Source organism: Streptosporangium sp. NPDC048047 (assembly GCF_040653115.1).
Lineage (GTDB): Bacteria > Actinomycetota > Actinomycetes > Streptosporangiales > Streptosporangiaceae > Streptosporangium.
This window is the reverse complement of sequence record NZ_JBEZNH010000011.1, coordinates 33,208-56,876: the sequence shown is the minus strand read 5'-3', so window position 1 is coordinate 56,876 and position 23,669 is coordinate 33,208. Positions and strand designations below refer to the sequence as shown.

Sequence of the window (23,669 nt, the reverse complement as noted above, 5' to 3'; positions counted from 1 at the left end):
CCGCTCACCGGAACGGGCACGGGCCGGCGCCGCGGGGTCTTCGTCGCGGTCCCGCCCTGGGACGCGGACCGGTTTCGCGAGCTCTCCGTCATGTTCCCGCTCCCTCCCTGACCGCCGCCGCCACTTGGGGGGCGACCCTGCCGGCCCAGCGCGCGAGGACCTCGCCGAGATCCGGGATCTCCGCCTCCAGGAGCGCCAGCCCCGGGGTGGGGACGTGCGCGCCGAGCTCCACCAGGAGGGGCCGCAGGTGCACCTCGACGGCGAGGGCGTGCCGGGGGTCGCCCATGACCAGCACCGGCAGCGCCACGCCCCCGGCCAGCGCGGCCGGGGGCAGCCGGTCGAGGAACGCCTTGAGCAGGCCGGTGTAGGTGCCCTTGTAGGTGGGGCTGGCCACCACGAGCACGTCCGCGCCCCCGACGAGTTCCAGCGCCACCTCCACGCCCGCGGACGGGCCGGGCGCGAGCAGCTGCGGCCCGAGCGCCGACAGGTCCACGACCTCGTGGGTGCCGTCGCGCCCGATCCGCTCTCCGACCGCCTCGGCCGCCGCGATCGCCGCGATCCGCGTCCTGGACCCTCCGCGGGGGTTGCCGACCAGCGTCACGATGGAGGTCACGAGGCCACCACCGCGTCCACCGGCTCCACCGAGCCCGCTGAGCCCACTGAGCCCACCGTGGCCGGCGTGGCCGCCCCGGAGGGCCGCGCGTGGCGGGAGGCCGGCCGGGGCAGGTCGTAGTTGTCGCGCAGAGTGCGGCCCTCGTACTCCCGCCGGAACAGGCCCCTGATCTGCAGTTCCGGCACGACGTGGTCGACGAAGTCCTCCAGGCCGGACGGCAGGACCGGCGGCATGATGTTGAAGCCGTCGGCGGCGCCGTTCTCGAACCAGAGCTGGATCTCGTCGGCGATCCGCTCGGGGGTCCCGGCGACGACCCGGTGTCCCCGGCCGCCCGCGAGGCGGCCGAGGAGCCGCCGGACGGTCAGGTTCTCCCGGCGGGCGAGGTCGATGACGAGCCGACGGCGGCTCTGCGCCCCCTCCGTCTCGGCGGAGACGTCCGGCAGGGGGCGGTCCAGCGCGTCCTCCGTCAGCTCGATGCCCACCAGGTGGGACAGCTGGGCCAGGCCGTACGCGGGGATGATGAGGTCCTGCAGCTCCTGTTCCAGCCGGCGCGCCTCCCGCTCGGTGGAGCCGATGATCGGGGAGATGCCGGGGAGGACCAGCAGGTCGCCGGGGCCCCTGCCGTACCGGGCGAGGCGGCCCTTGATGTCGGTGTAGAACGCCTGGGCGTCGGCGAGGGTCTGCTGGGCGGTGAAGACCGCCTCGGCGTACCGGGCCGCGAAGTCCTTGCCGTCCTCGGAGGAGCCGGCCTGCACCAGCAGCGGGTGGCCCTGCGGCGGGCGGGAGGTGTTGAGCGGGCCGCGGACCCGGAAGTGGGGTCCTTCGTGGTCGAGCGGGTGGATCCGGCCGGTGTCGGCGTAGAGGCCCCCGAGGCGGTCGCCGACGACGGCGTCGTCCTCCCAGCTGTCCCACAGCCCGGTGACGACGTCGAGGAACTCGGTGGCCCGGGCGTAGCGGTCGGCGTGGGCGGGGCGGTCGATCCCGAAGTTGCGCGCCTCGGCCTCACCCGCGGAGGTGACGATGTTCCAGCCGGCCCGGCCGCCGCTGATGTGGTCCAGCGAGGCGAACTTGCGGGCCACGTGGAACGGCTCGTTGTAGGTGGTGGACACCGTCGCGATCAGGCCGACGTGGTCGGTGACCGCGGCCAGCGCCGCCAGCAGGGTCAGCGGTTCCAGGCCGCCCAGCGCGTTGTGCCGGACGTCGCCCTGCAGGGCGAGGCCGTCGGCGAGGAAGACCGAGTCGAGCCGGCCCCGCTCGGCGATCCTGGCGAGCTGCTGGTAGTGCCGGACGTCGGTGAGGCGGGCGGGTTCGGTGCTCGGGTGGCGCCAGGCCGCCTCGTGGTGGCCGACGCCCATGAGGAAGGCGTTGAGGTGGAGCGTCCGGATGGGCATCAGGTGGTCCTCCAGGTGGAAAATCGCCGCTCCACGCCGAGCAGGAGCAGGTTGAACAGCAGGCCGAGGGCGGAGATGGTGATGATCCCGGCGTACATGTCGGGGATGCGGAAACTGAACTGGGCGTCCTGTACGAGGTAGCCGAGGCCGGCCTTGGCCCCGACCATCTCGGCGAACAGCAGGACGAGGATCGAGGAGGCGCCCGCCAGCCGGATGCCGGTGAAGATGGTGGGGACGGCCGCCGGGAGGATGACCTTCCGGAAGAGGCTGAGCGGGCCGAGCCCCAGGGAGCGGGCCGACTTGACCAGCAGCGGCTCCACGGTCCTGACCCCGCTGACGGTGTTGAGCAGGATGGGCCAGGAGCAGGCGTAGAACACGAATACGATCTTGGACGGCTCCCCCAGGCCGAGGATCAGGATGAACACCGGCAGGAGGGCCACCGCCGAGGTGTTGCGGAAGATCTCCAGGATCGGATTGAGGAAGTCGGCGACGGGCCGGTACCAGCCGATGGCCAGCCCGAGCGGTACGGCCAGCACGACGGCCAGGCCGAACCCGGCGAGGGAGCGGACCAGCGACGCCTGGAAGTGCTCCAGCAGCTGCCCGCCGAGCAGCAGGTCGTACCAGGCGCGCAGCACCTCCGACAGCGGCGGCACGAACACCGGGTCCACCGCCCCGGTCCGGGGCAGCAGCTCCCAGATCGCGGCGAGCAGCACCACGGCCGGCGCCCGCCGTACGAGGCGGCCGGGCCTGACGCGGCGGCCGAGCCGGGCCAGGCCGCCGAGCCGGGTGGACCGCGAGGCCGCCGGGCTCTCCGGCGTCTCCGGGTTCTTCGGGATCTCCGGGTTCTCAGGGACAGCGGGCGGCACCGGGCTCGGGGCCGGGGTCACGACAGGGGTGGCGGACGGCGTCAGGGCCGGGGCGGCACCCCGTGCGGATCCGGTCGCGGGTGCGGCGAGGATGTCAGTCAACGGTCCGCTCCTGTTCCCGGCCGGCCGCGACCTCGTTGCGCAGCAGGCTCCAGACGTGGTGGCGGTACTCGCCGAACACCGGGTCGGCGCGCAGGTCGCCCTCGCGTGAGTCGAACCGGACGTCGACGATCTCCTTGATCCGGCCGGGGCGGGAGGTCATGACGGCGACCCGCTGGCCCAGGTAGACGGCCTCGTCGATTCCGTGGGTGATGAACACGACCGTCTTGTGCGTCTTCTCCCACACCCGCAGCAGCTCCTCCTGCAGTGACTCCCGGGTCTGGGCGTCCAGTGCGGCGAACGGCTCGTCCATCAGCAGCACGTCGGGGTCGAAGGCGAGGCTGCGCGCGATCGCGACGCGCTGGCGCATGCCGCCCGACAGCTCGTGGGGGTAGCGGTGCTCGAACCCGGTCAGCCCGACCAGGTCCAGGTAGTGCCGGGCCCGCTCGCGCCGTTCCCGCCGCGGGACGGCCTTGGCCTCCAGCCCGAACTCGATGTTGGTCAGGGCCGTACGCCACGGGAGCAGCGCGTACTGCTGGAAGACGATGCCCCGGTCGAGGCCGGGACCGTCGACGGCGCGGCCGTCGATGAGGATCTCACCGCTGGTCGGCGTGGTCAGTCCGGCGATCAGGTCGAGCAGGGTGGACTTGCCGCAGCCGCTCGGGCCGACGAGGGTGAGGAACTCCCCCTCGCGGACGTCCAGGTCCGCCCCGGTGACCGCGGTGAACGGGCGGTCCGAGCCGCGGGTGCGGAAGACCTTCCCGACGTCCCGGATCCCGATCTTCACCGGCCGTACGGCCGTCCCCGTCCCGGCGTGCCGCACGCCGGCTTCCGTCCCGGTGCGCTCCGCGGCGGCGCCGGGGGCGGCCGGTACGGCGGTGCCGTCCGCGGAGATGTCCTCCGCGGTGTCCCTGTCGGTGAGGTGCGCGCTCACGAGGTCCTCCCGTTCGCGAAGGGGTTGAACTCGTTGGTGTAGACGTCGGACGCCTTGACCTGGCCGGGCCTGATCTCGCCTTCGCGTCCCAGCCAGTCGATCCAGGTCTGGAAGTCCTTGTCGGCGATCGTCCCGCCCCGGGCGGCCACACCGCCGCTCTTCCAGAAGCCGACCGTCGAGGGGTCCTCGTTACGGCCCCGCCGGGCGATGATCTCCCGGTACCTGGCGATCACCTCCTGGCGGGAGTGGGTCTGCGTCCACTTGACGGCCTTGGCGAACGCCTCCACGAACTTCCGGGTGGTGTTCGGGTTGCTCCGGATGAACCGCTCGGTCAGCACGACGCTGCCCGCGGTGAAGGAGCCGAACAGGTCGATGTCCTTGAACAGGGGGCGGATGCCGCCGCGCTCCAGGGCCTTGTCCCGCAGGATGCCGGACAGCGCGGCCACGTCGATCTGGCCCTGGCGCAGCGCCTGCTCGGTGTTGACGGGCGGCACGACGACGAGCTCGACCTTGTCGATCTCCTGCGGGGTCAGGCCACCGCGCTTGAGGTACTCCTTGAGCACGGCCTCCAGGTGGGCGCCCAGGGTGTTGACCCCGATCTTCTTGCCGATCAGGTCGCGGGGGCCCTTGATCGGCGAGTCGCCGGCGACGTAGTAGCCGATGTAGCTGTCGGCGTCGCTGCCGTAGTAGCCGATCACGGCCTTGATCGGGGCCTTGGCGGCCTTGAGCTTGACGATCGCGCCGTTGAACGCGCCGCCGAAGTCGGTCTGCCCGGTGGCGGCGGCCTGGATGTCCTGCGGGCCGGAGATGGTGTTGCCGATCCACTTCAGTTTGATCGGCCCGAGGTAGCCGAGCGACTCGGCCAGTTCGGGGAAGGTGACGGCGCCGACGCTGCCCTGGTAGCGCAGCTCGGTCACCTCCGGCGCGCCCGGCTGGGAGGAGCCGGAGGCGGAGGCGGAGCCGCAGCCGGCGAGGGCGGCGACGAGGAGGAGGGACAGAAGGGCGTGTCTGGTTCTGATCACGGGGGTGGTTCCTCGTGGAGGGGCGCGCTCGTGCGGCGCCGTGCCGCTGGCGGGGCGCGCCGGAGGGAAGTGAGGGGAAGGACGCGTGGGCGTCGTCGGCCACGCGGGGACGCGAGGGTTCGGATGCGGCGGCAGGCCGGCCGTACGCCCTCGGGGAGTGCGGTCGGAACGACGGTGATGGTCCGCGATCAACGACACTGCGCGCTGGCGACGTGGCAGAAGTCCACGTGCGAGCGGCGCGTCAGGTGAAGCCCCAGGCTCATGTCCTCGAACCTACGATCCCCCGCCGAATAAGTCAACTTTTCCTACTAAGATTACAGGAAATAGGGGCGGACCTGCCCATGACGACGCGCCCGCGCGCGCCGGAGGCCCCGTGGCCGATGCCCTCACCCGGCCGGCGCGACCGCTCCCCACCTGGAGACGCGACCGCTCCCGCCCGGGACCGTGATGGCTCCCCGCCCGGAGACGCGACCGCTCCTCACCCGGGGCCGTGACGGCCCCTCAGCCGCCGTGACCGCCCTCGCGGCGCAGCACCGCGGCCGGCGCGGGGATGGCCGGGAACGGATTGTCGGGCAGCAGGATGAGCCGCCGGGTCCCGCCCTGCAGCGCGGCGTCCAGGTGCAGCAGCGCGGCGCCGACGCCCGCCGCGCCCGCCATGTAGCCGGTGTCGGCCGACACCTCTCCCGGCCGCAGCCGCCGGTACGCCTGGTACCAGCGCAGGCCCCGGCCGTCGTGGCCGTCCGCGCGGCCGATCAGGTCGTCGGCGAGCCCGCGGGCGAACTCCAGGTACGGCTCCCGCCCGGTCTCGGACCACAGCCCGACGAACAGCTCCAGCAGGCCGGCGGTGCCGCAGCACTGGCAGGCCGAGTTCCAGAACCCGGCCGTGCGCCGGTACGGCACGCCGCTGCGCATGACGCCGCGCGCCAGCCGCTCCACCCACTCCAGGTCGGACGCCTCGCCCGTCACCCGGTACAGCTCGTAGAACATCCTCGCCACACCGGCCGAGCCGGAGCAGAACCCGAGGTAGTGCAGGCCGCGCCCCTCCGGCAGGTGGTGCGGGACGACCGCGCACTCGCCGCTGACGACGCTGACCGCGCGGACGAAGTCCGCCCCCCGCCGCGCGGCCTCCAGGAACCGCACGTCGCCGGTGACGCCGTACAGCCGGGCGAGCAGGAAGGCGGTGCCGGCCGTACCGGACAGGAAGCCCGGGGTGACCGCGTCGGCGGGCAGGCCGGGACAGTCGCCGAAGAGATGGCCGGGCACCGGCTGTCCGGCGATGCGCTCGCCCGCCTCGACGGCCGGCTCCTCCAGGGCGGGAGCCCCGAGGACGGCGGCGGCGTGCAGCAGGCCCAGCACCACCCCGCCGTCGCCCCGCTGGGCGGGCTCGCGCGACCAGCCGAGGCCGCCGCGCACGGGACGCGCGGCGCGGACGATCCGGCCGGCGGCGGCCAGGGCCGCCTCCTCGAACTCCTCGTCGCCGAGCACCCAGCCCGCCTGCGCCAGCGCGAACACCGTTCCGGCCAAGCCGTGGTAGAGGGAGACGTCCTGCTGCTCCCGCCAGGTGGCGGCGAGGTGGCGGGCCCCGGCCCGGGCGTCGTCCAGGTAGGCCTCGTGGCCGGTGGCGGCGGCGAGTTCGAGGAAGAACAGCACGATCCCGGCCGCCCCGGCGTAGAGCGAGCCGGGCTCCGGGGAGAGCGCCGACCTGCCGCGCGGGTCGGGGTTGGCCCGCCAGTGCCGCCCCCGTTCGTCGTCGACGGCCGCCGATCGGATCCAGCGGCCGGCCATGATGGCGGCGGTCAGGGGCGTCTCGGCGTGGGCGCTCTGTGAGCGTGTCGGATCCAGGCCCATGGTCAAACTATCCCACAAAATTGGTAGGGAAGACCGGTATTCACCACGGCGTACCGAGGGACGACGATGCCCCTGCCCGACTTCCTGGTCGCCGGCGCTCCCAAAGCGGGGGCGGGCCCTCCTCACAACCCCGCCGGGACGGCGGAGGACGGCCGGCGTCAGCCGCCCGGCCCTCCATCGGGCGCCGCGCCGTCTCGGGCGGTGCGCCCCGGGCCGGCTGGCCCGCGACCCGGGCCGGCCGGCCCGGCGGCCGCCCTCAGGACCCTTCGGCCGGCTGCCGGCCGAAGGCGTGGCGGAGGGTGTACTCGGCGGTGGCGAAGTCGCCGCCCTGGAGCGGGCCGGCGGCGTAGTACTCCGCCACCCCGGGGATCCGGTCGGCGTACGCCTCGGCGTCGTCGAGGGGCCGGTAGCCGAGCCCGTCGTCGAGCTCCCAGTACCGGCGGGTGTTGGCCGAGACCGCGTACGCGGCGGTGAAGGTGACGCCGGGCCGGGTCAGCGCGGCCCAGACGAACCCGGCGCAGTCGCGCGGGCTCAGCCAGGTGGCCAGGTGCCGCGGCTCGCTCGGCTCGGGTTCGAGGCTGCCGATGCGCAGGCACACAACCGACAGGCCGAACTTGTCGGCGTACAGCCGGCCCAGCGCCTCCACGGCGACCTTGCTGACGCCGTACAGCCCGTCGGGGCGGGGCGGCGCCGACGCGGAGACCGGCTGCGCGGCCGGATAGCAGCCGGTCAGCCGGTTGCTGCTCGCCAGCACCACGCGCCCGACCCCCGTACGGCGCGCCGCCTCCAGCACGTGGTGGGTACCCAGGACGTTGCCGGCCAGGAGGTCGGCGAGCGGCGCCTCGTCCGGCACCCCCGCCAGGTGCACGACCGCGTCGGCGCCCTCGATGACCGAGGCCACATCCTCGATGTCGGCCAGGTCGGCCCGGCGGATCTCCTCGTCCGGCCCCTGGGCGGTCAGCGGCTCCCGGTCGACCGAGACCAGCCGGCGCAACCGGCGCCGCAGCGGCTCGCGCAGCACGGATCCGACCCGGCCGGCGGCACCGGTGAGCACGACTCTCTCAACTGTCATGGATCGGGATTATGGCAGCGGCCGCCGACATCTTCCGATCACGCGGCCCGCCGGGCCGGTCGTCCCGTCGCGGCGGCCCGGAACCCGTCCGGCGGCCGGTGTCGTGAACCCCGCTAAAGCCGCGGATCGCCCACCGGACCCGCGGGCGGGTCCGGGAGCGCCCCGACGTACACCCAGGCGCCCTCCTCGCGGACGAAACGGCTGTGCTCCTCCAGCCGCCCCTCGGCTCCGCGCTCCACGTAGCAGGCGCGGAAGCGCACGGTGCCCTCGGTGTGGAACGCGCTGCCGCCGGTCGTCTCCAGGACCTCCAGGCCGGTCCACCGCAGCGAGCGGTCGAGGTCGAGACGCGGCGGGCGGGTCCGCGGATGCCAGGTGCGCAGGAGGTACGCCGTGTCGCCGACGGCGAAGGCGCTGTACCGCGAGCGCATCAGCGCCTCCGCGGTGGGCGCGGCGGCCTCCCCCCGGTGCAGCCGTCCGCAGCAGTCGCGGTATGGCGCGGGCAGCCCGCACGGGCAGGGACCGGCGGAGGCGGCGGACGGGCGCGGAGAACGTGGGCTGCGTCGGGACACGCCCCCATTGTGCCCGCCACCGTGCGCGACGGCGCCGGTGACGGCCTCCTCGCGACCGTCCGGACCCCGCCCCGGCTCGATCCGCCGGCGGTCCCGGGGCCGCCGGGGCCCGCCGGGTCGGTTTCACCGACGTGGAGCTGGAGCGGTGCGACCTGTCGAACCTGCGGGCCGGGATGTCGTCGATGCACCGGGCGCGGGTGTCGGCGAGCCGGCTGACCGGCATGGCGTGGACCGGGTGCGTCTTCCGGGAGGTGACGTTCGACGGCTGCCGTGCCGATCTGGCGGGCTTCCGCTTCTCGTCCTTCGAGAACGTCGTCTTCCGCGACTGCGTCATGCCGGAGGCCACCTTCCAGAACGCCGACCTGCGGGGGTCCGGTTCGAGAGCTGCGACCTGACGAGGGCCCAGTTCTCCGGCGCCCGGATGGACGGCGCCCGCTTCACCGACTGCGTGCTGCTGGGCATCGGCGGCGTGACCGCCTTCGCGGGTGCGACCGTCGGCGGCCGGGACGCCCAGGGGCTCGTCCACGCCCTGGCCGGCGCGATGAGCATCACCATCGAGGACTGAACCCTCACTCGTCCTCCGGGAAACGGGGGTGGCATGCTCGTCGGGACGACGGAAGACGGCGGACGGCCGGGCGCGCGGCGCGTGGGTGACGCGGCACGCGCGGACGGCGGAGAGGCGGCGGTGATGCGCACCTGGCTGACCGAGCGGTTCGGAATCGAGGTACCCGTAGTGGGCGCGCCCATGGCCGGTGTGGGCGCGGGCCGCCTGGCCGCGGCCGTGTCGGCGGCCGGGGCGCTGGGCATGATCGGCGTTTCCGCCACCGCGACGGCCGAGTGGATCACGGAGCAGGCCGCGATCGCGGGCGGGGACGGACGGCCGTACGGGATCGGGCTCATGGCCTGGGCGCTGGACGGCGTCGAGGGCGGCCCCGCGCAGCTCGACGCCGTCCTCGACGCCCGGCCGAGCCTGGTCTCGGTGAGCTTCGGCCCATACGCCGGTCACGTCGAGCGGCTACGGCGGGCCGGGATCACCGTGGTCACCCAGGCGGGCACCACCGGCGAGGCGCGTGCCGCCGAACGGGCCGGGGTGGACGCCGTGGTGGCGCGGGGCGCCGAAGCGGGCGGGCACGGGCGTGACGACGTGGCGACCCTGCCTCTGCTGCAGAGCGTCCTGGATGAGGTTCGGATACCGGTGATCGCCGCGGGCGGTGTCGCGACCGCCCGCGGGCTGGCCGCCGTGCTGGCCGCGGGCGCCGCGGGCGCCTGGGTGGGCACGGCTTTCATGGGCTGCGCCGAGACGACGCTCCCGGAGGCGGCCACCGGACGGGTGCTGGCGGCCGGGGAGACCGACACCGCCTACGGCCGGGTCTTCGACGTCGCCCAGCGGCTCGCCTGGCCGCCGGAGTACGGCGGGCGCGCGTTGCGCAACGCGTTCTTCGACCGGTGGGCGGGCCGGGAGGACGAACTGGCCTCGGACGAGAAGGCGCGCACCGAACTCGAGACGGCCCGCCGGTCCGGCGACTACGACACCGCCTACGTCTACGCGGGCCAGGCGGTGGGGATGGTACGCCGGCGGCGGACCGTCGCCGAGGTGGTCGCCGGGTTCGCCGAGGCGGAACGGCTCCTGCGCCGCTTCGCCACCTGACCGGGTCCGGCCTCTCCCTCGTCGCGCCGCACGCGCGCCGTGCCCTGCCGGGCGGCGAGACCGTACGGATTCACCCGGAACCCGGTCCGCCCGCTCACGGGCGGCCGGTCAGCCGTCGAGGGCGGCGGCCATGCGGTCGAGGTCGGCCAGCAGGGCGTCCAGGCGCCGGGGCGGGACCGCCTGGATCATGCGCCGCTCGACCGCGTAGACCGCGGCACGCGCCGCCTCCAGGCGGGCCAGTCCCTCATCGGTGAGGTGGACCGGCAGGGCCCGGCCGTGGTCGGCGGTCGCGGGCCGGGTGACCAAATCCGCCTCCTGCAGGCCGCGCAGCACCACGCTGGAGGACTGGCGGGTGACGAAGGTGCTCCGGGCCAGCTCGGCCCCGGAGATCCCCGGGCGTTCGTCCAGCAGTTCCAGGCACGCGTACTGCGGCACGGTCAGGTCGTGATCGCGCAGCACCTGGTCCATCGCGGACCGCAACGCCGCCGCGGCCCGCTTGAGCCGGTATCCCACATGGTCCGTGACCTTCTCGGTCTGATTCGGCGCCTCTTCTTTCATGTCAATATTTTGACATAGGCAACAGGGTGCGCGTACCTTCGGTCATGTCAAAGTCCTGACATAAGGACTCCGGTTCGAAACCCCCGGGAGCACCCCATGAGCGCCACCGTCACCGGCCCCGACTTCCTCGCCCTGCAGGTCCGCGACATCGAGACCGCAGCCGCCTTCTTCGAGGAGCACCTCGGCCTCGTCCGCGCGCCCGCCGCACCCCCGCGCGCCATCGTGTTCGACACCCGGCCGATCCCCTTCGCCGTCCGCGAGCCCCTGCCCGGCACCGACCTCGACGGCGGGCGGCCCGGCCTGGGCGTCGCCCTGTGGCTCGCCGCCGACGCCCAGGCCGTGCACGACCGCCTCGCCGCCGCGGGCGTGCCCATCCTCGTCCCGCCGCAGGACGGTCCCTTCGGCCGGATGTTCACCTTCACCGGCCCCGAGGGCTACGCCCTCACCGTGCACGGCGGCTGACGTGGGCGGCGACCCGCAGGCGCCTGCCCCGGGAAGTGCTCCGCCGCCGGGAACGAGGGCCGGAGGAACGCCCTTCGCCGGGCGCGGCGGCCGAGAGAGCGTCCGCCGTCAGGGCCGGCGGCCGGCGAAGCAGAGGAACCTCGTCTGCGGGCCGGCGCCGGCCGGAGGGTCGACCGCCGGGGAGAACGCGCCGGTGGCCTGCAGCGCGGCGTAGTGGGGACGCAGGGCCTCGTAGGTCCGCACGACGGCCTCGGCGTCCAGGGTCTCGTCCCCGCCGACGGCGCGGGCCAGGTCCCAGGTGTGCACGAGCAGTTCCAGCGCGCCGATCGTGTCGACCGCCTCCGCCACGGTGACGGAGCCGATGGGGGCGCGGAAGCCCGCGGCGGCCAGGTCCGGATCGGCGAGTACGGCGAGCACGCCCGCCCGGCACTCCGCGAAGGCGGCGGCCAGGTCCGCGCCCGGAGCCACCTCCGGGGCACCCGCCATGCCCGAGACGCCCACGCCGTGCGCCGGTTCCGGGCGCGTGCCGCGCACCGCCGCGATGATCCCGCGGTGTCCGTTGACGACGTGCGCGACGACGTCACGGGCCGTCCAGCCCTGGCAGGGGCTGACGGCGTCCCATCGGTCGCCGGGCGTCGCCTCGATCCGGGCCAGGAAGCCGTCCGCGAGCCGGCCGTATCTCTCCGCGATGTCAGACATCGTCATCCTTTCGTACGCCCCGGTCGTCCGGGGCGGGGAGGTTCGTGCCCCGGACGGCCGGAGCGGGGAAATTCGTGCTCCGGCCGTCCGGGATCGGGAGGTTCGGGTTCCAGCCGCCCGTAGCCGGGAGTCCTGGCTCCGGCCGTCCCGCCGCGAGGTCGGCGCCCCGGTCATCCGGGGGACTCTTCACCTCACCCGGGAAGGGTCCGGGAAGGGGAGGCGGTCCAGGACCTCCGCCAGGGCGGGCACGACGCGGGACCGCCAGCCGCCGCCCATGATCGCGTGGGCCCGCCGCTGGAGGGGTCGTCCGGGTCGAAGCCCTCGTGCGTCAGGAACAGCCGGGTGCCGGTGCCCTCCGGCTCCAGGGTCCAGGTGACCGTCCAGTCGACGCCGGCTCCGCCTCCGGGGGCGGCGTCGCGCCAGCCGAGGCGGAGCATCCGCCCGGGGGTGAAGGTCAGCACCTCGGCCTGGACGACGCCGGAGAACCCGGTTCCGGGCATCGCGACGCCGCGCATGGTGTAGCGGTGCCCGACCTCCAGCCGGAAGTCGCCGGGCATCAGCCACCTGGCGATCAGCTCCGGTTCGGTCAGCGCCCGCCACACCTTGGCCGGAGGGTGCGGCAGGAACTGGTCGAGGTGGAGAACGGTCGGGTCGTCGCCGGTCATCGGTGCCTCCGGTGGGGAGCCCGCCGCCCCCGGGCGGCGGGACGGCCGGGAACGGTCAGGGTTCGTCCATGTCGTCGAGCAGGTCGCGCAGCCCGGTGAGCCTCTCGCGCCAGAACCGCTCGAACGGGTCCAGCCACTCGCGCACCTCGTGCAGCGGGACCGCCTCCAGCCGGTAGAGCCGCTGCCTGCCCGCCTTGCGCTCGCTGACCAGCCCGGCGTCCCGCAGCACCCTCAGGTGCTCGGAGAGGCTGGGGCGGGCCATGTCGAAGTGGCCGGCGATCCGCTGGACGGGCTGGGGCCCCTCCTCGCGCAGCAGTCGCAGCACCTCCCGGCGCACCGGGCTGGCCAGCGCCGCGAAGACCCGGTCCCCGGCCATGTCCGCGGTTTTCGACGGCACGCCGCCGCCTGGCCGGGCGGACCCGGCGCGTGTGTCGGTCACGCGCCCACTATAGGTAGGAAATCTCCTACCTATCAAGTCGCTCCCTCCCGCCCGCCGCGCCCGGCCCGCGCCGCCGGGATGTCAGGTGAGGCAGCCGACGTGCGCCAGCGCCTGCTTCAGCAGGACGCCCTGGCCGCCCGTCATCTCCTGCTGCACCATCGGCGACGCCGCCTCCTCGGGGGTGAACCAGACCAGGTCGAGGGCGTCCTGGCGGGGACGGCAGTCCCCGGCGACCGGCACGATGTAGGCCAGCGAGACCGCGTGCTGGCGGGGGTCGTGGTAGGGCGTGACGCCCTCGGTCGGGAAGTACTCGGCGATGGTGAAGGGCTGCGGCGAGGGCGGGACGCGGGGCAGCGCCACCGGGCCGAGGTCCTTCTCCAGGTGGCGCAGCAGCGCGTCACGGACCCGCTCGTGGTGGAGGACCCGCCCGGAGACCAGGGCGCGGCTGACCGTCCCGTCCGATCCGATGCGCAGCAGCAGGCCGACGTGCGTGACCACCCCGGTGTCGTCGACGCGCACGGGCACGGCGTCGACGTAGAGGATGGGCATCCGCTCGCGCGTCAGCTCCAGCTCCTCGCGGGAAAGCCAACCGGGCGTTGTTTCGGTCATTTCGGTCATTGGTCGATCGTACGTCGCCGCAGGCCGCGGGGCACGGCGGCTCCCCTGGCTCCTCCCGCCTCCCGTGTCACCGGGCCACCGGAGGCCGGGGACCGTGAAAGCCGCCGGTCCCCGGGGAGCACCGGCGTCGGACGGGCAGCCGTTTCCAACCGGGTCACAAGTCCCCGCGGCCACCGTGAGGAGGAACATCCCCGACGACGAGGAGCAGCCATGCGAGTGATCAGAGGTATCCGGATGGCGGCCGCGGTGCTGGCCGTACCGTTCCTGGCGGTCATGACGAGCGATGTCGTGGAGGCCGGCATCCGCATCGCCAACCACTGCGAGCCGTCCCTTGCCGAGGACTGACGGTCTCCTGGGCCGCCGCCGGGCCCGTGTGGTCCGGCGGCGCGTCCTCCGGGGGGCCTACTGCCTGCGACGCGGCTGGTACGCCGAGGGCGAGCGGTGGGCGCGGCGCGCGGAGGAGGTCGCGCGCCGGGTGGATCCCGCCGCGCACCCGGCGCTCATGGTGGAGCTCGCCTCGCTGTGGCACGGGCTCCACCGCCATCGGCCGGCGCGCGAGTGCGTCCTGCGGGCGGCGGGTCCGCTGTCCGCCGCGCCGCCGGGTCCGGGACGCGACGGACCGCTCGCCGACGCGCTGGTCCTGCTGGGCGACGTCGAGCGCAGGCTGGCACGGTACGACCGGGCCGAGGCGTACCTGCGCCGCGCGGAGGAACCGGCCCGCGCGGCCGGCGGAACCGGACGGCGACGGCTCGTGGCGGTGCGCCTGGCCCTGGGGGTGTTGTGCAAGGAGACCGGACGGTACGGCGAGGCGGAGGTCCTCTACCGGGAGGCGCTGACCCTGCTGGAGCGGTACGGCGGTGACCCGCTGGCGCGGGCCGACGCGCTGCACAACCTCGCCGGGCTCGCCCACGCCCGGCGCGACGACGACGGGGAACGGCATATCCGGGCGGCGATCGGCATCAGGCGGGCGGTGCTGGGTCCCCGGCACGTCCAGGTCGCCGCCGACCTCACCGTGCTGGGCGCGCTGCTGACCGAGCGGGGCGACCTCGACGAGGCGGAGGACGCGCTGCGCCGGGCCGAGGGCATCCTTCGCGAGCACCTGGGCGGCGACCACTACGAGGTGGCGGTGTGCCAGGTGAACCTGGCGCGCCTGGACGCCCTCCGGGGCCGCGCCGGCGAGGCGGCGCGGCGGCGGCGGGACGCCCTGCGCGTCAAGCGCCTCGCCCTCGGCCCCGACCACCCGGAGGTGCTGCGCCTGGCGGCGTCCGTACGGGGGTGAGGAAGGACGTGGGCGGTGATCCCGGATCGGGCGGGCGAAGGCACGGAGGACCGGCGGCGGTTCCCGGCGGTTCCCGGCCGGACTGGGCGGAGCGCCGGCGGCGGCCTCAGGCCGGGCGGGCGAGCCGGGCGAAGGAGAGCACCACCACCGTCGACAGCAGCCAGCCCAGCAGGCCGGCCACGTTCAGCGACGCCGAGACCCACCGCCCCGCCGCGCTGCGCGTCTCCGGATACCACGTCGCGCGCTGGCCCAGGGAGACGAGCGGGATGACGGTGTCGACGGTGTAGAACAGCGGGTCGAAGCAGCGCACCTGCCCGTCCCCGCACGGCCCGGGACGGGCTCCGCGCGGCGCGGCGGTCGCGGTGCCGTCCCCGGCCGCCGACACGTCGTCCACGGTGACCAGCCGGCCGTCCACCGCGTAGACGTTCCCGCGCGGGTCGGTGGCCCGGAGGGTCTGCTGGACGACGGGACTCATCATCATGACGCCCACCAGGGCGAGCAGGGCGCCCAGCATCCACAGCACCCGGCCCGGACGGTAGCCGTAGCCGACGGTGAGGCCGTAGAGCGTGTCACGGGTGTTCCTGATCCACCGGCTCGGCGAGGGGCCGCCCGGCGGGGGCGTCTTCCTGGCCTGCCTCCGCTGCTCGATGAGCAGGTTCTCGGCCTCCACCGGGCGTCCGTGCTGACGGAACACCCTGGCCGCCTGCTCGTAGGGACCGGCGTCGAAGGGGACGACCGCGCGCAGCCAGTCGCGGCGGGCCCGCCAGTCCCACCCGCCGTCGAACCGGTCGTAGACGAAACCCGAGATCGCCGAATCCCGCGGCCACCGGGCCGGGTCGTCCGCGAGCACCGTGGTGGACGCGCCGGTCAGGTCCACTCTCGGCGGGATCTCGGCCCAGCGCAGCCGCATGCCGCTGCGCGCCGTGACCGAGACCGCGTCCAGCCCTCCGGCGAACGTGCCGCCGTCGCAGTCGAGCCGGCCCTCCACCGCGCACCGGTTCAGCGTCACCCTGCCCTCGGCGGCGAACCCGCCGCCGAGCAGCACCGGACCGCGGACCAGCGCCTGTTGCAGCGCGAGCGCCTCGCCGCCCGGATTGCGCAGGCGCGCGCCCTGGACATCCAGGACGCCGCCGAGGGTCGCGGAGCGGAACCCCGCCCTGCCGCCGTCGGTCTCGACGCCGCGCAGGTCGGCCACGCCGTCGATGGTGACGCCCTGGGCGGCGATGAGCGTGTCCCTCTCCGGCCGGCTCCACCGGGTGTCCCTGACGACCAGATCGCCCCTGATGTGCGCCCCGGCCAGCCGCAGCGTGCCCTCGACCGCCGTCCCCGCCTGGATGAGCAGGCCGGAGCGCAGTTCGGCGTTGGTCAGGTCGAGGGCGCGCCCGCCGCCGACGGTGAACGAGCTTCCCCGGTGGATCCCGACGGCGCCGAAGGAGCCCATCGCGAGGTCCACGCCGCCGCCGATCCGGCACTCGCCCTCGACGCTCAGTTCGCCGCCGACGAAGAGCCCCGGGGCGCTGATCGCGTCTCCCCCGTCGCGCCCGCCGGCGTACCCGGCGCCCCTGACCATCTCGGCGGGCTCGAAGGTGGCGTGGCGGATCAGGAGCCGCCCGGAGATCCGGGCGTTGCCGAGGTTGACGCAGCCGCGGACCAGCGGACGGCGACCGGTCTGGTCGTCGATGAGGAAGACGCTGCCGCCGATCTGCGCGTCCCCCAGGTCCAGCGCCAGTCCCCGGTCCGGGCGGGTCAGCCGGGCGCCGGTCAGGTCCAGCGACCCCGCCACCTGCACTCCCAGCAGCCGCAGTCCGCCGCGCGCCTCGAATCCGTGCAGCAGCCGGACCGTCCCGCCGACCCGCATCCGGTCGGCCTGGATCGCCCGGTCCGAGGACTCGATGACCGTGTCGAGGCAGAGCAGGCGCCCGCCGATCTCCGACTCGCACAGCCATACGGCCGCGCTGCGGGAGGTGCTGGCCGTGGTCCGCAGATCGCCGGTGACGCGTGATCTGGACAGGTCCAGGTCACGGCGGACTCTCAGCCCGTTGGCCCGCAGGCCGGGCACCGCGCAGCCGTCGAGTGCCAGCAGGTGCAGGTCGGCGCCGCCCAGGTCGACGGGCCGGTCGAAAACGCAGCCGGTGAAGCGCAGCGGGAAGGGGACCTCCATCCCCGTCAGGTCGAGGTCTCCGGTGATCCTGGCGTCCTCGACGGTCAGCCCTCGCGGGTCGATCTCCTCGCGTCCCCGCCGGCACAGCTCGCGCACCAGCCGGGCCTCGACGACGAGCCTCCCGCCGTTCCGCGCCCGTACGGCCCGCCCCTCCCGGCAGGCGCGCACCAGGGTCGTCTCGTCGACCGTCTGCGCGGCGCCGGACGCCATGCCGGCCGCCGGAATCCTGATATGCGACATCCCGCCATCCTTCCCGAGGATCAGGCGAAGCGCGGCGGGAAGGATCCGCCCGCCGCCGGACGGCTCACGGTGCGGCCGGGGAGCCTGGGGAGTCCGGGCCCCCGGGGACAGGACGCGGCGCGGGACGTCCACCAGCATGGCGGTGAGCTGCTCGTCTGTGACGATAGGTTCTCCACGTACACCGCTTGGTTGTCGCGGATGATGTTCGCGGAGAGCTTGTGAGCGAAGTCGCGGCGCGCGTCCCTTGATCACCGTCACCGACGACGGCTCCGATGGCAGGGACCGCGACCACCGCACCGGCGCCTCCCCGATCTTCGGCAGGTGCAGTCTCCCGCCCGCCGTGACAGTGAACCGGGCGTTGCGGGTGAAGCGGATCGCCTGCCGATTGTCCTTCTTCGACCGGAACCGGGGAGCGGCGACCTTCGGCCCTTTGCGCTTACCGGTGATGGAAGCGAAGAAGTTGCGGTAGGCGGCATTCAGGTCGGCCAGGGCCTGCTGAAGCACCACGGCCGACACCTCGCCTAGCCAGGCGCGCTCGGGCGTCTGCTTCGCCTCGGTGATGACCCGCTGGGACAACTCCCCGTCGGAGACATACGGCAGGCCGGCCCTGTGGGCGTCCTGCCGGGCGCGCAGCCCGTCGTTGAACACCCACCCGGGCACACCCAAACGCCCGCGCCAGCGCTTCACGCTGGGCGGCGTCCGGATAGAGCCGGTACCGGTAACGAAGCCGCACGGTCATCATCGTGCCACCCGACCATGACCGAACGCAGGGGAATCAGAGCGATCCGTGAACATATCGGCGACCACACCGACGCCACATACCATCTCGGCGAACACACCATCATGGAGCGCGGGAGGTCGGCCCTTGCCGCCGTGGTGGCCTCCACCTGGTGGACCGAGCAGCTGCCCGGCGACGCGTTCCAGCAGCAGGAAGACAACGTTGCGCTCCAGGTTCGCGTCGAACGGGGGATCGCCGACGTCGCGGACGAGGTAGGTCAGGTCGAGCGAGAGCGGCAGCCCGTTCAGGCGGCGCGGCCGCTCGAGGTAGAAGACGGACTCCGCAGCGACCAGGCCGAGCCGCCGCCCGGCCGCCGTCGGCTCAATGCGTCGTCTACTCCCCCGTGGCCGTCCCCGCGGCAGCCTGAGACGCCCGGTCCGCCGGGCCGGCCCTGAAAGTTACAGGAGGGCTCGGCCGGACCGGCAGGTCACAGCGGTCCCGGCGGCCGGTCGCTTCCGGCCGCCGGAACCGCGCCCCTACGATCCGTTCAACCGACGGCGGAGGGGACGATGACGCGGAGGAACGCCTTCTCGGCGATGCTGGCGGCGCTGGCCGGAGCGGTGATGTTCATGGCCGCGGCGTTCGCGGCCTCCGCGCCCGCGGACGCCGCGGCCACCAGGATCATGCCGCTCGGCGACTCGATCACCGGCTCCCCCGGCTGCTGGCGGGCCCTGCTCTGGAACAGGCTGCAGAGCAGCGGGTACACCGACATCGACTTCGTGGGCACGCTGCCGCCGCAGGGCTGCTCGGTGGCCCACGACGGCGACAACGAGGGGCATGGCGGCTACCTGGCGACCAACATCGCGAACCAGAACCTGCTGCCAGGCTGGCTGGAGGCCACCAGGCCCGACGTCGTGATGATGCACCTCGGCACCAACGACGTGTGGAGCAGCATCGCCCCCGCGACGATCCTCGACGCGTTCACCAAACTGGTGGGCCAGATGCGGACCTCCAACCCCGACATGAGGATCCTGGTCGCCAAGATCATCCCGATGAACCCGTCCACCTGCGCCGAATGCGGGCAGCGGGCGGTGAACTTCAACAACGCCATCCCCGCCTGGGCGGCGGCCACCTCCACCGCGCGGTCGCCGATCGTCGTCGTGGACCAGTGGACGGGCTTCGACACGGCCACCGACACCTACGACGGCGTGCACCCGAACGCCACGGGCGACCGCAAGATGTCCGACCGGTGGTACCCGGCGCTCACCGGCCTGCTGGACGGCGTCCGCCCGAGCCCCACCCCCTCGATCACGCCGACCCCCACCGTCACCCCCACTGCCACTCCCACGGCCACCCCCACCGTCCCCGCGGGCGGCTGCTCGGCCACGTTCAGGAACACCAACCAGTGGGCGGGCGGCTTCCAGGGCGAGGTCACGGTCAGGAACACCGGAACCGCCGCGATCCGCTCCTGGACGGTGCGGTGGACCTTCGCCGACGGCCAGCGGATCACCCAGGTCTGGAACGGCGAACTCTCCGCGAACGGCTCCGCGGTGACCGTACAAAGCCTCTCCTGGAACGGTTCCCTCGCCGCGGGCGCCTCGACCGCCTTCGGCTTCCTGGCCTCGTGGAACGGCGTGAACACCGCGCCGGTCCTCACCTGCTCGGCGGCCTGACCGCCCGGACCGCCGTCCTCCGAGGGGCACCGGATCCGAGTCCTCCGGCCGTCAGGCCGGGTCGAACGTCACGACCCGGGGCTCACCCGCCGCCAGGCGCAGCTCGTCGGGCCCCGTCACGCCCACGGGGAGGGCCAGGGCGACGACGCGGTCACGCCCGGCGGTGAAGGACGCCCGCCGGAGGAGGCCGCCGGACCATTCGAGGTCCACGATGACCGGGCCCCGGGCGCGCAGGCCCGTCACCGCGCCCGCCGGCCAGCCCGGCGGGAGGGCGGGCAGCAGCCGCAGCGTCCCGGTGTGACTCTGCAGCAGCATCTCGGCCACGCCCGCGGTGAATCCGAGGTTGCCGTCGATCTGGAAGATCCGCGGGGGGTGCAGGCCCATGAGGTTGGCTGCGGTGTGCTCGCGCAGCGCCTCGCGGACGGCCGTCTCCGCCGCCGCGCCGTCGCGCAGCCGGGCCCACAGGCAGATCGTCCAGGCGCGGCTCCAGCCGGTGCCGCCGCCACCGGCCGCGAGCCGGGCCTCCAGCGACCGCCGGGCCGCCGTGGCGAGCTCCGGCGTGCCGTCCACGTCGATCTCACCGCCGGGGAACAGCCCGTAGAGGTGGGACAGGTGGCGGTGGCCCGGCTCGTGCTCGGTGAACGGCCGCGACCACTCCAGCAGGCGGCCGTCCGCGCCGATCACGGGGCCGCGCACCCGGGCGAGCGCGTCGCGCAGCCGCCCGGCGAACCCCGCGTCACCGGCCCGTACGGCCAGCCCGGCCGCGGTGCGGAACAGCTCGCGGATCAGCCACACGTCCATGGTGGCGGTGACGTCGACCGACACGTGCTCGCCGCGGGCGTCGAGGAAGGAGTTCTCCGGCGAGGTGGACGGCGCGGTGACCAGACGCCCCGCGCCGTCCTCGACGAGCTGGCCGAGCACGAACTCCGCGGCCCCCCGCACCACCGGCCACGCCCGCGTCATCCGGAAGCCGTCGTCGCCGGCGAAGTCGGCGTGCTCGGCCAGATGCCTGACCAGCCAGGCCCCGGCCATCGGCCACATCGACCACATCGCCTCGCCGGGCATCGCCCAGCTCGCCCGCCAGAGGTCCGCGTTGTGGTGGGCGACCCAGCCTTCGCCGCCGTAGACCTCGCGGGCGGTGCGCGCGCCGGAGCAGGCCAGTTCCTCCACCAGGTCGGCCAGCGGCAGGTGGCACTCGGGCAGGTTCGTGGTCTCGGCGGGCCAGTAGTTCATCTGGACGTTGATGTTGGTGGTGTAGTCGCAGCTCCAGGGGGGCCGCACGTCCTCGTTCCAGATGCCCTGGAGGTTGGCGGCCTGCGTACCGGGCCGGGAGGAGGCGATCAGGAGGTAGCGGCCGTAGGCGAACAGCAGCGCGGCGAGCCCGGGGTCGTCGGCGCCGGCACGGACCGCGGCCACCCGTTCGTCGGTGGGCCACTCGTCACCCGGCCGCTCGTCGGTGGGCCGCCCGCCGTCCGGCCGCGCACCGGTGGGCCGCCCGCCGTCCGGCAGGGGTGCACGGGTGCCGTCCCCCGCCTCCCTCCTCTCCGGAGCCTCGCCGTCCCCCGTCTCCGGCCGCCGCTCCTGCGCCTCGCCGAGGCGCAGGCTCACCCGCGAGAACAGCCCGGCGTGGTCGGCGACGTGCCGCGCGACCAGTTCGCCGGCCCCGTACGGCTCCGCCGCGCCGATCGTGGCCAGGCACCGCTCCAGCGGCTCTCCCCGGTCGTCCCCCGGCTCCCGGTCCCAGCCGCGGAACGAGGTCTCGGCGGCCAGCGCCAGGGTGAGCGATGTGGCCCCCTCCACGGTCAGCGTCCCGCCTGCGGCGCGCACCGCCCCTCCGTCGGCCCATGCCCGTACGGCGACCGCGAGGAGCATGCCCTCACCGGCGCGGTAGACGACGGGCTCGGGGACCGGCCGGTGCGGTTCGACGTGGGCGGGCGCGCGGGCGGTCAGCGTCAGCGTGCGCGCGTCGGGGTGGCCCGTCTCGGCCTCCGCGTGCGGGGTGCGCAGCCCGGCCCGCAACCCGAGGGCGGAGGAGGAGGTCAGCCGTACCAGGAGGAGCCCGTCGGGCGCCGAGGCGAGCACCTCGGTGGTGACGCCGCCGGCGGAGGTGACCGCGACGGCGCGGTCGAGGTCGAGCTCCCGGTGGTACTCCCCACACGGCTCGTCTCCCCCCGGATCTCCCTCCCCCGGCTCCCCTCCCCCGGTCCCGTAGGTCAGCAGGAGATCACCGAGGGGCTGGTAGGACTCGCTCTCCGGCCCCTGGAGCCTCCGTACGGCCTCCTCCGCCGCCCGGCGGTCGTCCTCGTCGAGCAGGAGGCGGCGGATCTCCGCGAGGGCCCCGGGACCGTCGCTCACCCCGGCCCCGTGCGGCCCGCCCGACCACAGCGTGTCGACGTTGAGCGCGATGCGCTCCCGCCGCGGGCCGCCGAACACCATGGCCCCGAGACGGCCGTTGCCGACGGGCAGGGCCTCCATCCAGTTCCTGGCCGGACGCGGATACCAGAGCCTCAGGGTCATGTCTCTCCTTCGGGAGCCTGCATCGGGCCACGGCGGTTCATCCGATGAACACCGCGGTCACCCGGAGAATCCTGCCGGATGAGCCGGAACGCACCTGCAAGTGATCCTCAAACCCCGTGCAAGTTGGAGCCCCTACCTTCGGGGTGTGTCCAGAAGACTGATCCTCGGCGGCGCCGCGATCGCGGCGAGCGCCACGCTGCTGCTCCCCGCCGTCCCGGCCTCCGCCCGTACGGCCGGCGCCACCCCCGCCGCCTCCACCGTGAGCACCGCCGCGACCGCCCCGGCCACCACGCGGGTGATCACTGCCGGGGCGGCGGCCACCGCGACCGCCGCGACCTCCGCCCCGGCCCCGGCTACCGTGGCCAGGAAGCTGTTCCGCGCCTGGCTGCGCGCCGACCGCGGGGCCGCGGCCCGGGTCGCCACGCCGTCCGCGGTGCGCGCGATCTTCTCCTACCGCTACCGCGCCCCGGACGAGTTCGCCGGGTGCCGGGGCGCCGCGTGCCGCTTCGTCCACACCAGCGTGCGTGTGCGGGGCGGCCTCAACGGCGTCCTCATGGTCGTCTCCGGCTCGAAGGTCACCAGGGTGTACACCTCGCGGCTGCTCACCAAGCCCTCGGCCGCCGCCGGGCACCTCTTCTCGGCCTGGCGGCACGGTGACCGGAACGCCGGACTGGAGGTCGCCAGCACCGCGGCGGTCGGCAGGCTGTTCCGGACCGCGTACGACCCGCGCGGCGTCCGCCACATCTTCCAGGGATGCACGCCGGAGCCCCGGGGGCACGCCTGCGCCTACTCCTACGAGGGCGGCGCCATGGTGATGCACACGCGCGGCTCGGCCGCCGGCGGCTACGAGGTCCACTCCATCGGCTACATCGCCGACTGAACCGCCCGCGGGTCCCCCTCCGCCTCCCCGCGGCCGGACGCCCCCGCGGCCCCGGCCGGCCGTCGCCCCCGCGGGCGTGCGACCGGCCGGGGTGTCAGCCGGTCAGCGGTTGGTCCACAGGTGCCAGAGCCAGTCGCCCTCGGAACAGGTGTAGGTCTCCCAGTGGCCCCGGTCTATCCCGCCCTGGCCGGCCGCCACGCAGGCGGAGTGGGTCCAGTACCAGTCGCGGTACACGTCGTTGCTCGCGGCCGACCGCGGGGCCGTGTCGGCGAGCGCGGGGGCGCAGAGCAGGGCGGTCGTCACGAGGGCCGCGGCTCCGGCCTTGGACACCGATCTGATCATGATGGTCCTCTCTCGGAAGGATGCATGACGGTCACATTATGACACCGAATCATTACTCTCCGCATGCACGTCGATTACCCGCCGGGCGATCGGAGGAACGAGCCCGGGAGGCGGCCCGCAAGGCGGCAACCTTAAAGCGGATATTTAATGACAAAGGCGGAGTCGGCCATAAAACCGGGCGGCGAAGAACAAGCGGTGGACCGGTCGGCACCATGTCCGCCGGCCGCCGTCGCGATGGTTACCAGCGCGTAGAGTCACCGGCGACAAGCACCCTTTACTATCTGAAATTCATGACTTTTCTAGGAAAAGTCAGTAAATATCACTAGAAAACCCGATACCCCGTGCGATCAGTGAGT

At 74.1% G+C, this 23,669-nt stretch carries 24 protein-coding genes and 1 pseudogene; 8 read left to right on the top strand and 17 right to left on the bottom strand.

Going from position 1 to position 23,669, the window contains the following annotated elements; translation table 11 throughout:
- Positions 1-88: 88 nt before the first annotated feature.
- From AB0D67_RS12475 to AB0D67_RS12440, 8 genes are all read right to left on the bottom strand, one after another.
- Positions 89-613 carry an NAD(P)H-dependent oxidoreductase gene (locus AB0D67_RS12475; protein ID WP_362932973.1) on the bottom strand — a complete coding sequence of 175 codons (525 nt, stop codon included), beginning with the start codon at positions 611-613 and terminating at the stop codon, positions 89-91.
- Complete coding sequence (locus AB0D67_RS12470; RefSeq protein ID WP_362932970.1) at positions 610-2,004, bottom strand: LLM class flavin-dependent oxidoreductase; 1,395 nt, start codon at positions 2,002-2,004, stop codon at positions 610-612. The genes AB0D67_RS12475 and AB0D67_RS12470 overlap by 4 nt, the downstream gene beginning before the upstream one ends.
- A complete protein-coding gene (locus tag AB0D67_RS12465; protein WP_362932967.1) occupies positions 2,004-2,972 on the bottom strand; it encodes an ABC transporter permease in 969 nt (322 codons plus the stop codon). The genes AB0D67_RS12470 and AB0D67_RS12465 overlap by 1 nt, the downstream gene beginning before the upstream one ends.
- Positions 2,965-3,756, bottom strand: a complete 792-nt coding sequence (locus tag AB0D67_RS12460; RefSeq protein WP_362933335.1) for an ABC transporter ATP-binding protein — start codon at positions 3,754-3,756, stop codon at positions 2,965-2,967. Before AB0D67_RS12460 ends, AB0D67_RS12465 begins: the two co-directional genes overlap by 8 nt.
- A 143-nt stretch (positions 3,757-3,899) precedes the next feature.
- Positions 3,900-4,925: an ABC transporter substrate-binding protein gene (locus AB0D67_RS12455; protein WP_362932964.1), complete on the bottom strand. Its 1,026-nt coding sequence runs from the start codon at positions 4,923-4,925 to the stop codon at positions 3,900-3,902.
- Positions 4,926-5,426: 501 nt separating this feature from the next.
- The gene (locus AB0D67_RS12450; RefSeq protein ID WP_362932961.1) at positions 5,427-6,773 is read right to left on the bottom strand and encodes a lanthionine synthetase LanC family protein; all 1,347 of its coding nucleotides are present in this window, start codon (positions 6,771-6,773) and stop codon (positions 5,427-5,429) included.
- A 256-nt stretch (positions 6,774-7,029) separates the two neighbouring features.
- Positions 7,030-7,845, bottom strand: a complete 816-nt coding sequence (locus AB0D67_RS12445; protein ID WP_362932959.1) for an NAD(P)-dependent oxidoreductase — start codon at positions 7,843-7,845, stop codon at positions 7,030-7,032.
- A 113-nt stretch (positions 7,846-7,958) separates the two neighbouring features.
- Positions 7,959-8,414, bottom strand: coding sequence for a YchJ family protein (locus tag AB0D67_RS12440; RefSeq protein ID WP_362932956.1), 456 nt, complete (start codon positions 8,412-8,414; stop codon positions 7,959-7,961).
- 131 nt (positions 8,415-8,545) lie between these two features.
- On the opposite strand from AB0D67_RS12440, the gene AB0D67_RS12435 reads away from it, so the two are divergent.
- From AB0D67_RS12435 to AB0D67_RS12425, 3 genes are all read left to right on the top strand, one after another.
- Entirely contained in the window at positions 8,546-8,809 is a 264-nt protein-coding gene (locus AB0D67_RS12435) for a pentapeptide repeat-containing protein (RefSeq protein WP_362932953.1), read from the top strand.
- A gap of 26 nt (positions 8,810-8,835) precedes the next feature.
- A complete protein-coding gene (locus AB0D67_RS12430) occupies positions 8,836-8,979 on the top strand; it encodes a hypothetical protein (protein ID WP_362933356.1) in 144 nt (47 codons plus the stop codon).
- A 123-nt stretch (positions 8,980-9,102) separates the two neighbouring features.
- Complete coding sequence (locus AB0D67_RS12425; RefSeq protein ID WP_362932950.1) at positions 9,103-10,062, top strand: nitronate monooxygenase; 960 nt, start codon at positions 9,103-9,105, stop codon at positions 10,060-10,062.
- 108 nt (positions 10,063-10,170) lie between these two features.
- Here the strand turns inward: AB0D67_RS12425 and AB0D67_RS12420 are convergent, their stop codons facing one another.
- Positions 10,171-10,620: a MarR family transcriptional regulator gene (locus AB0D67_RS12420; protein WP_362932947.1), complete on the bottom strand. Its 450-nt coding sequence runs from the start codon at positions 10,618-10,620 to the stop codon at positions 10,171-10,173.
- Positions 10,621-10,716: 96 nt separating this feature from the next.
- Between AB0D67_RS12420 and AB0D67_RS12415 the strand changes: the two genes are divergently transcribed.
- Positions 10,717-11,082, top strand: a complete 366-nt coding sequence (locus AB0D67_RS12415; protein ID WP_362932944.1) for a VOC family protein — start codon at positions 10,717-10,719, stop codon at positions 11,080-11,082.
- Between the two features lie 108 nt (positions 11,083-11,190).
- On the opposite strand, the gene AB0D67_RS12410 is transcribed toward AB0D67_RS12415, so the two are convergent.
- The 4 genes from AB0D67_RS12410 to AB0D67_RS12395 form a co-directional block, all read right to left on the bottom strand.
- Positions 11,191-11,781 carry a TIGR03086 family metal-binding protein gene (locus AB0D67_RS12410; RefSeq protein ID WP_362932941.1) on the bottom strand — a complete coding sequence of 197 codons (591 nt, stop codon included), beginning with the start codon at positions 11,779-11,781 and terminating at the stop codon, positions 11,191-11,193.
- A gap of 191 nt (positions 11,782-11,972) precedes the next feature.
- Positions 11,973-12,446 (bottom strand): SRPBCC domain-containing protein, encoded by a 474-nt coding sequence (locus AB0D67_RS12405; RefSeq protein WP_362932938.1) that lies wholly within the window; start codon positions 12,444-12,446, stop codon positions 11,973-11,975.
- Between the two features lie 55 nt (positions 12,447-12,501).
- Complete coding sequence (locus tag AB0D67_RS12400; protein WP_362932935.1) at positions 12,502-12,885, bottom strand: metalloregulator ArsR/SmtB family transcription factor; 384 nt, start codon at positions 12,883-12,885, stop codon at positions 12,502-12,504.
- A gap of 81 nt (positions 12,886-12,966) precedes the next feature.
- The gene (locus tag AB0D67_RS12395; RefSeq protein WP_362932932.1) at positions 12,967-13,503 is read right to left on the bottom strand and encodes an NUDIX hydrolase family protein; all 537 of its coding nucleotides are present in this window, start codon (positions 13,501-13,503) and stop codon (positions 12,967-12,969) included.
- Positions 13,504-13,713: 210 nt separating this feature from the next.
- On the opposite strand from AB0D67_RS12395, the gene AB0D67_RS12390 reads away from it, so the two are divergent.
- Both AB0D67_RS12390 and AB0D67_RS12385 read left to right on the top strand, forming a co-directional pair.
- A complete protein-coding gene (locus AB0D67_RS12390; RefSeq protein ID WP_362932929.1) occupies positions 13,714-13,848 on the top strand; it encodes a hypothetical protein in 135 nt (44 codons plus the stop codon).
- A complete protein-coding gene (locus AB0D67_RS12385) occupies positions 13,835-14,782 on the top strand; it encodes a tetratricopeptide repeat protein (protein ID WP_362932926.1) in 948 nt (315 codons plus the stop codon). The genes AB0D67_RS12390 and AB0D67_RS12385 overlap by 14 nt, the downstream gene beginning before the upstream one ends.
- Positions 14,783-17,426: 2,644 nt before the next feature.
- Here AB0D67_RS12385 and AB0D67_RS12380 read toward each other — a convergent pair.
- Positions 17,427-17,916, bottom strand: a pseudogene (locus AB0D67_RS12380) (transposase); the annotation flags it as partial.
- A 5-nt stretch (positions 17,917-17,921) separates the two neighbouring features.
- A complete protein-coding gene (locus tag AB0D67_RS12375) occupies positions 17,922-18,254 on the bottom strand; it encodes a hypothetical protein (protein WP_362933332.1) in 333 nt (110 codons plus the stop codon).
- Positions 18,255-18,470: 216 nt separating this feature from the next.
- On the opposite strand from AB0D67_RS12375, the gene AB0D67_RS12370 reads away from it, so the two are divergent.
- Positions 18,471-19,574 carry a cellulose binding domain-containing protein gene (locus AB0D67_RS12370; protein ID WP_362932923.1) on the top strand — a complete coding sequence of 368 codons (1,104 nt, stop codon included), beginning with the start codon at positions 18,471-18,473 and terminating at the stop codon, positions 19,572-19,574.
- Positions 19,575-19,625: 51 nt separating this feature from the next.
- Here AB0D67_RS12370 and AB0D67_RS12365 read toward each other — a convergent pair whose 3' ends face one another.
- Complete coding sequence (locus tag AB0D67_RS12365) at positions 19,626-22,091, bottom strand: glycoside hydrolase family 95 protein (protein ID WP_362932920.1); 2,466 nt, start codon at positions 22,089-22,091, stop codon at positions 19,626-19,628.
- A 145-nt stretch (positions 22,092-22,236) separates the two neighbouring features.
- Here AB0D67_RS12365 and AB0D67_RS12360 point away from each other — a divergent pair, with 145 nt between their 5' ends.
- Positions 22,237-22,971, top strand: a complete 735-nt coding sequence (locus AB0D67_RS12360) for a hypothetical protein (protein WP_362932917.1) — start codon at positions 22,237-22,239, stop codon at positions 22,969-22,971.
- 102 nt (positions 22,972-23,073) lie between these two features.
- On the opposite strand, the gene AB0D67_RS12355 is transcribed toward AB0D67_RS12360, so the two are convergent.
- Positions 23,074-23,313, bottom strand: coding sequence for a hypothetical protein (locus AB0D67_RS12355; protein ID WP_362932914.1), 240 nt, complete (start codon positions 23,311-23,313; stop codon positions 23,074-23,076).
- Between the last annotated feature and the right edge of the window lie 356 nt (positions 23,314-23,669).

Coding starts and splice junctions, on each gene's coding strand:
- AB0D67_RS12470 (WP_362932970.1), bottom strand. CDS start 2,004: ATGCCCATCCGGACGCTCCACCTCAACGCCTTCCTCATGGGCGTCGGC.
- AB0D67_RS12450 (WP_362932961.1), bottom strand. CDS start 6,773: ATGGGCCTGGATCCGACACGCTCACAGAGCGCCCACGCCGAGACGCCC.
- AB0D67_RS12445 (WP_362932959.1), bottom strand. CDS start 7,845: ATGACAGTTGAGAGAGTCGTGCTCACCGGTGCCGCCGGCCGGGTCGGA.
- AB0D67_RS12430 (WP_362933356.1), top strand. CDS start 8,836: ATGGACGGCGCCCGCTTCACCGACTGCGTGCTGCTGGGCATCGGCGGC.
- AB0D67_RS12425 (WP_362932950.1), top strand. CDS start 9,103: ATGCGCACCTGGCTGACCGAGCGGTTCGGAATCGAGGTACCCGTAGTG.
- AB0D67_RS12420 (WP_362932947.1), bottom strand. CDS start 10,620: ATGAAAGAAGAGGCGCCGAATCAGACCGAGAAGGTCACGGACCATGTG.
- AB0D67_RS12415 (WP_362932944.1), top strand. CDS start 10,717: ATGAGCGCCACCGTCACCGGCCCCGACTTCCTCGCCCTGCAGGTCCGC.
- AB0D67_RS12410 (WP_362932941.1), bottom strand. CDS start 11,781: ATGTCTGACATCGCGGAGAGATACGGCCGGCTCGCGGACGGCTTCCTG.
- AB0D67_RS12405 (WP_362932938.1), bottom strand. CDS start 12,446: ATGACCGGCGACGACCCGACCGTTCTCCACCTCGACCAGTTCCTGCCG.
- AB0D67_RS12395 (WP_362932932.1), bottom strand. CDS start 13,503: ATGACCGAAATGACCGAAACAACGCCCGGTTGGCTTTCCCGCGAGGAG.
- AB0D67_RS12390 (WP_362932929.1), top strand. CDS start 13,714: ATGCGAGTGATCAGAGGTATCCGGATGGCGGCCGCGGTGCTGGCCGTA.
- AB0D67_RS12370 (WP_362932923.1), top strand. CDS start 18,471: ATGACGCGGAGGAACGCCTTCTCGGCGATGCTGGCGGCGCTGGCCGGA.
- AB0D67_RS12365 (WP_362932920.1), bottom strand. CDS start 22,091: ATGACCCTGAGGCTCTGGTATCCGCGTCCGGCCAGGAACTGGATGGAG.
- AB0D67_RS12355 (WP_362932914.1), bottom strand. CDS start 23,313: ATGATCAGATCGGTGTCCAAGGCCGGAGCCGCGGCCCTCGTGACGACC.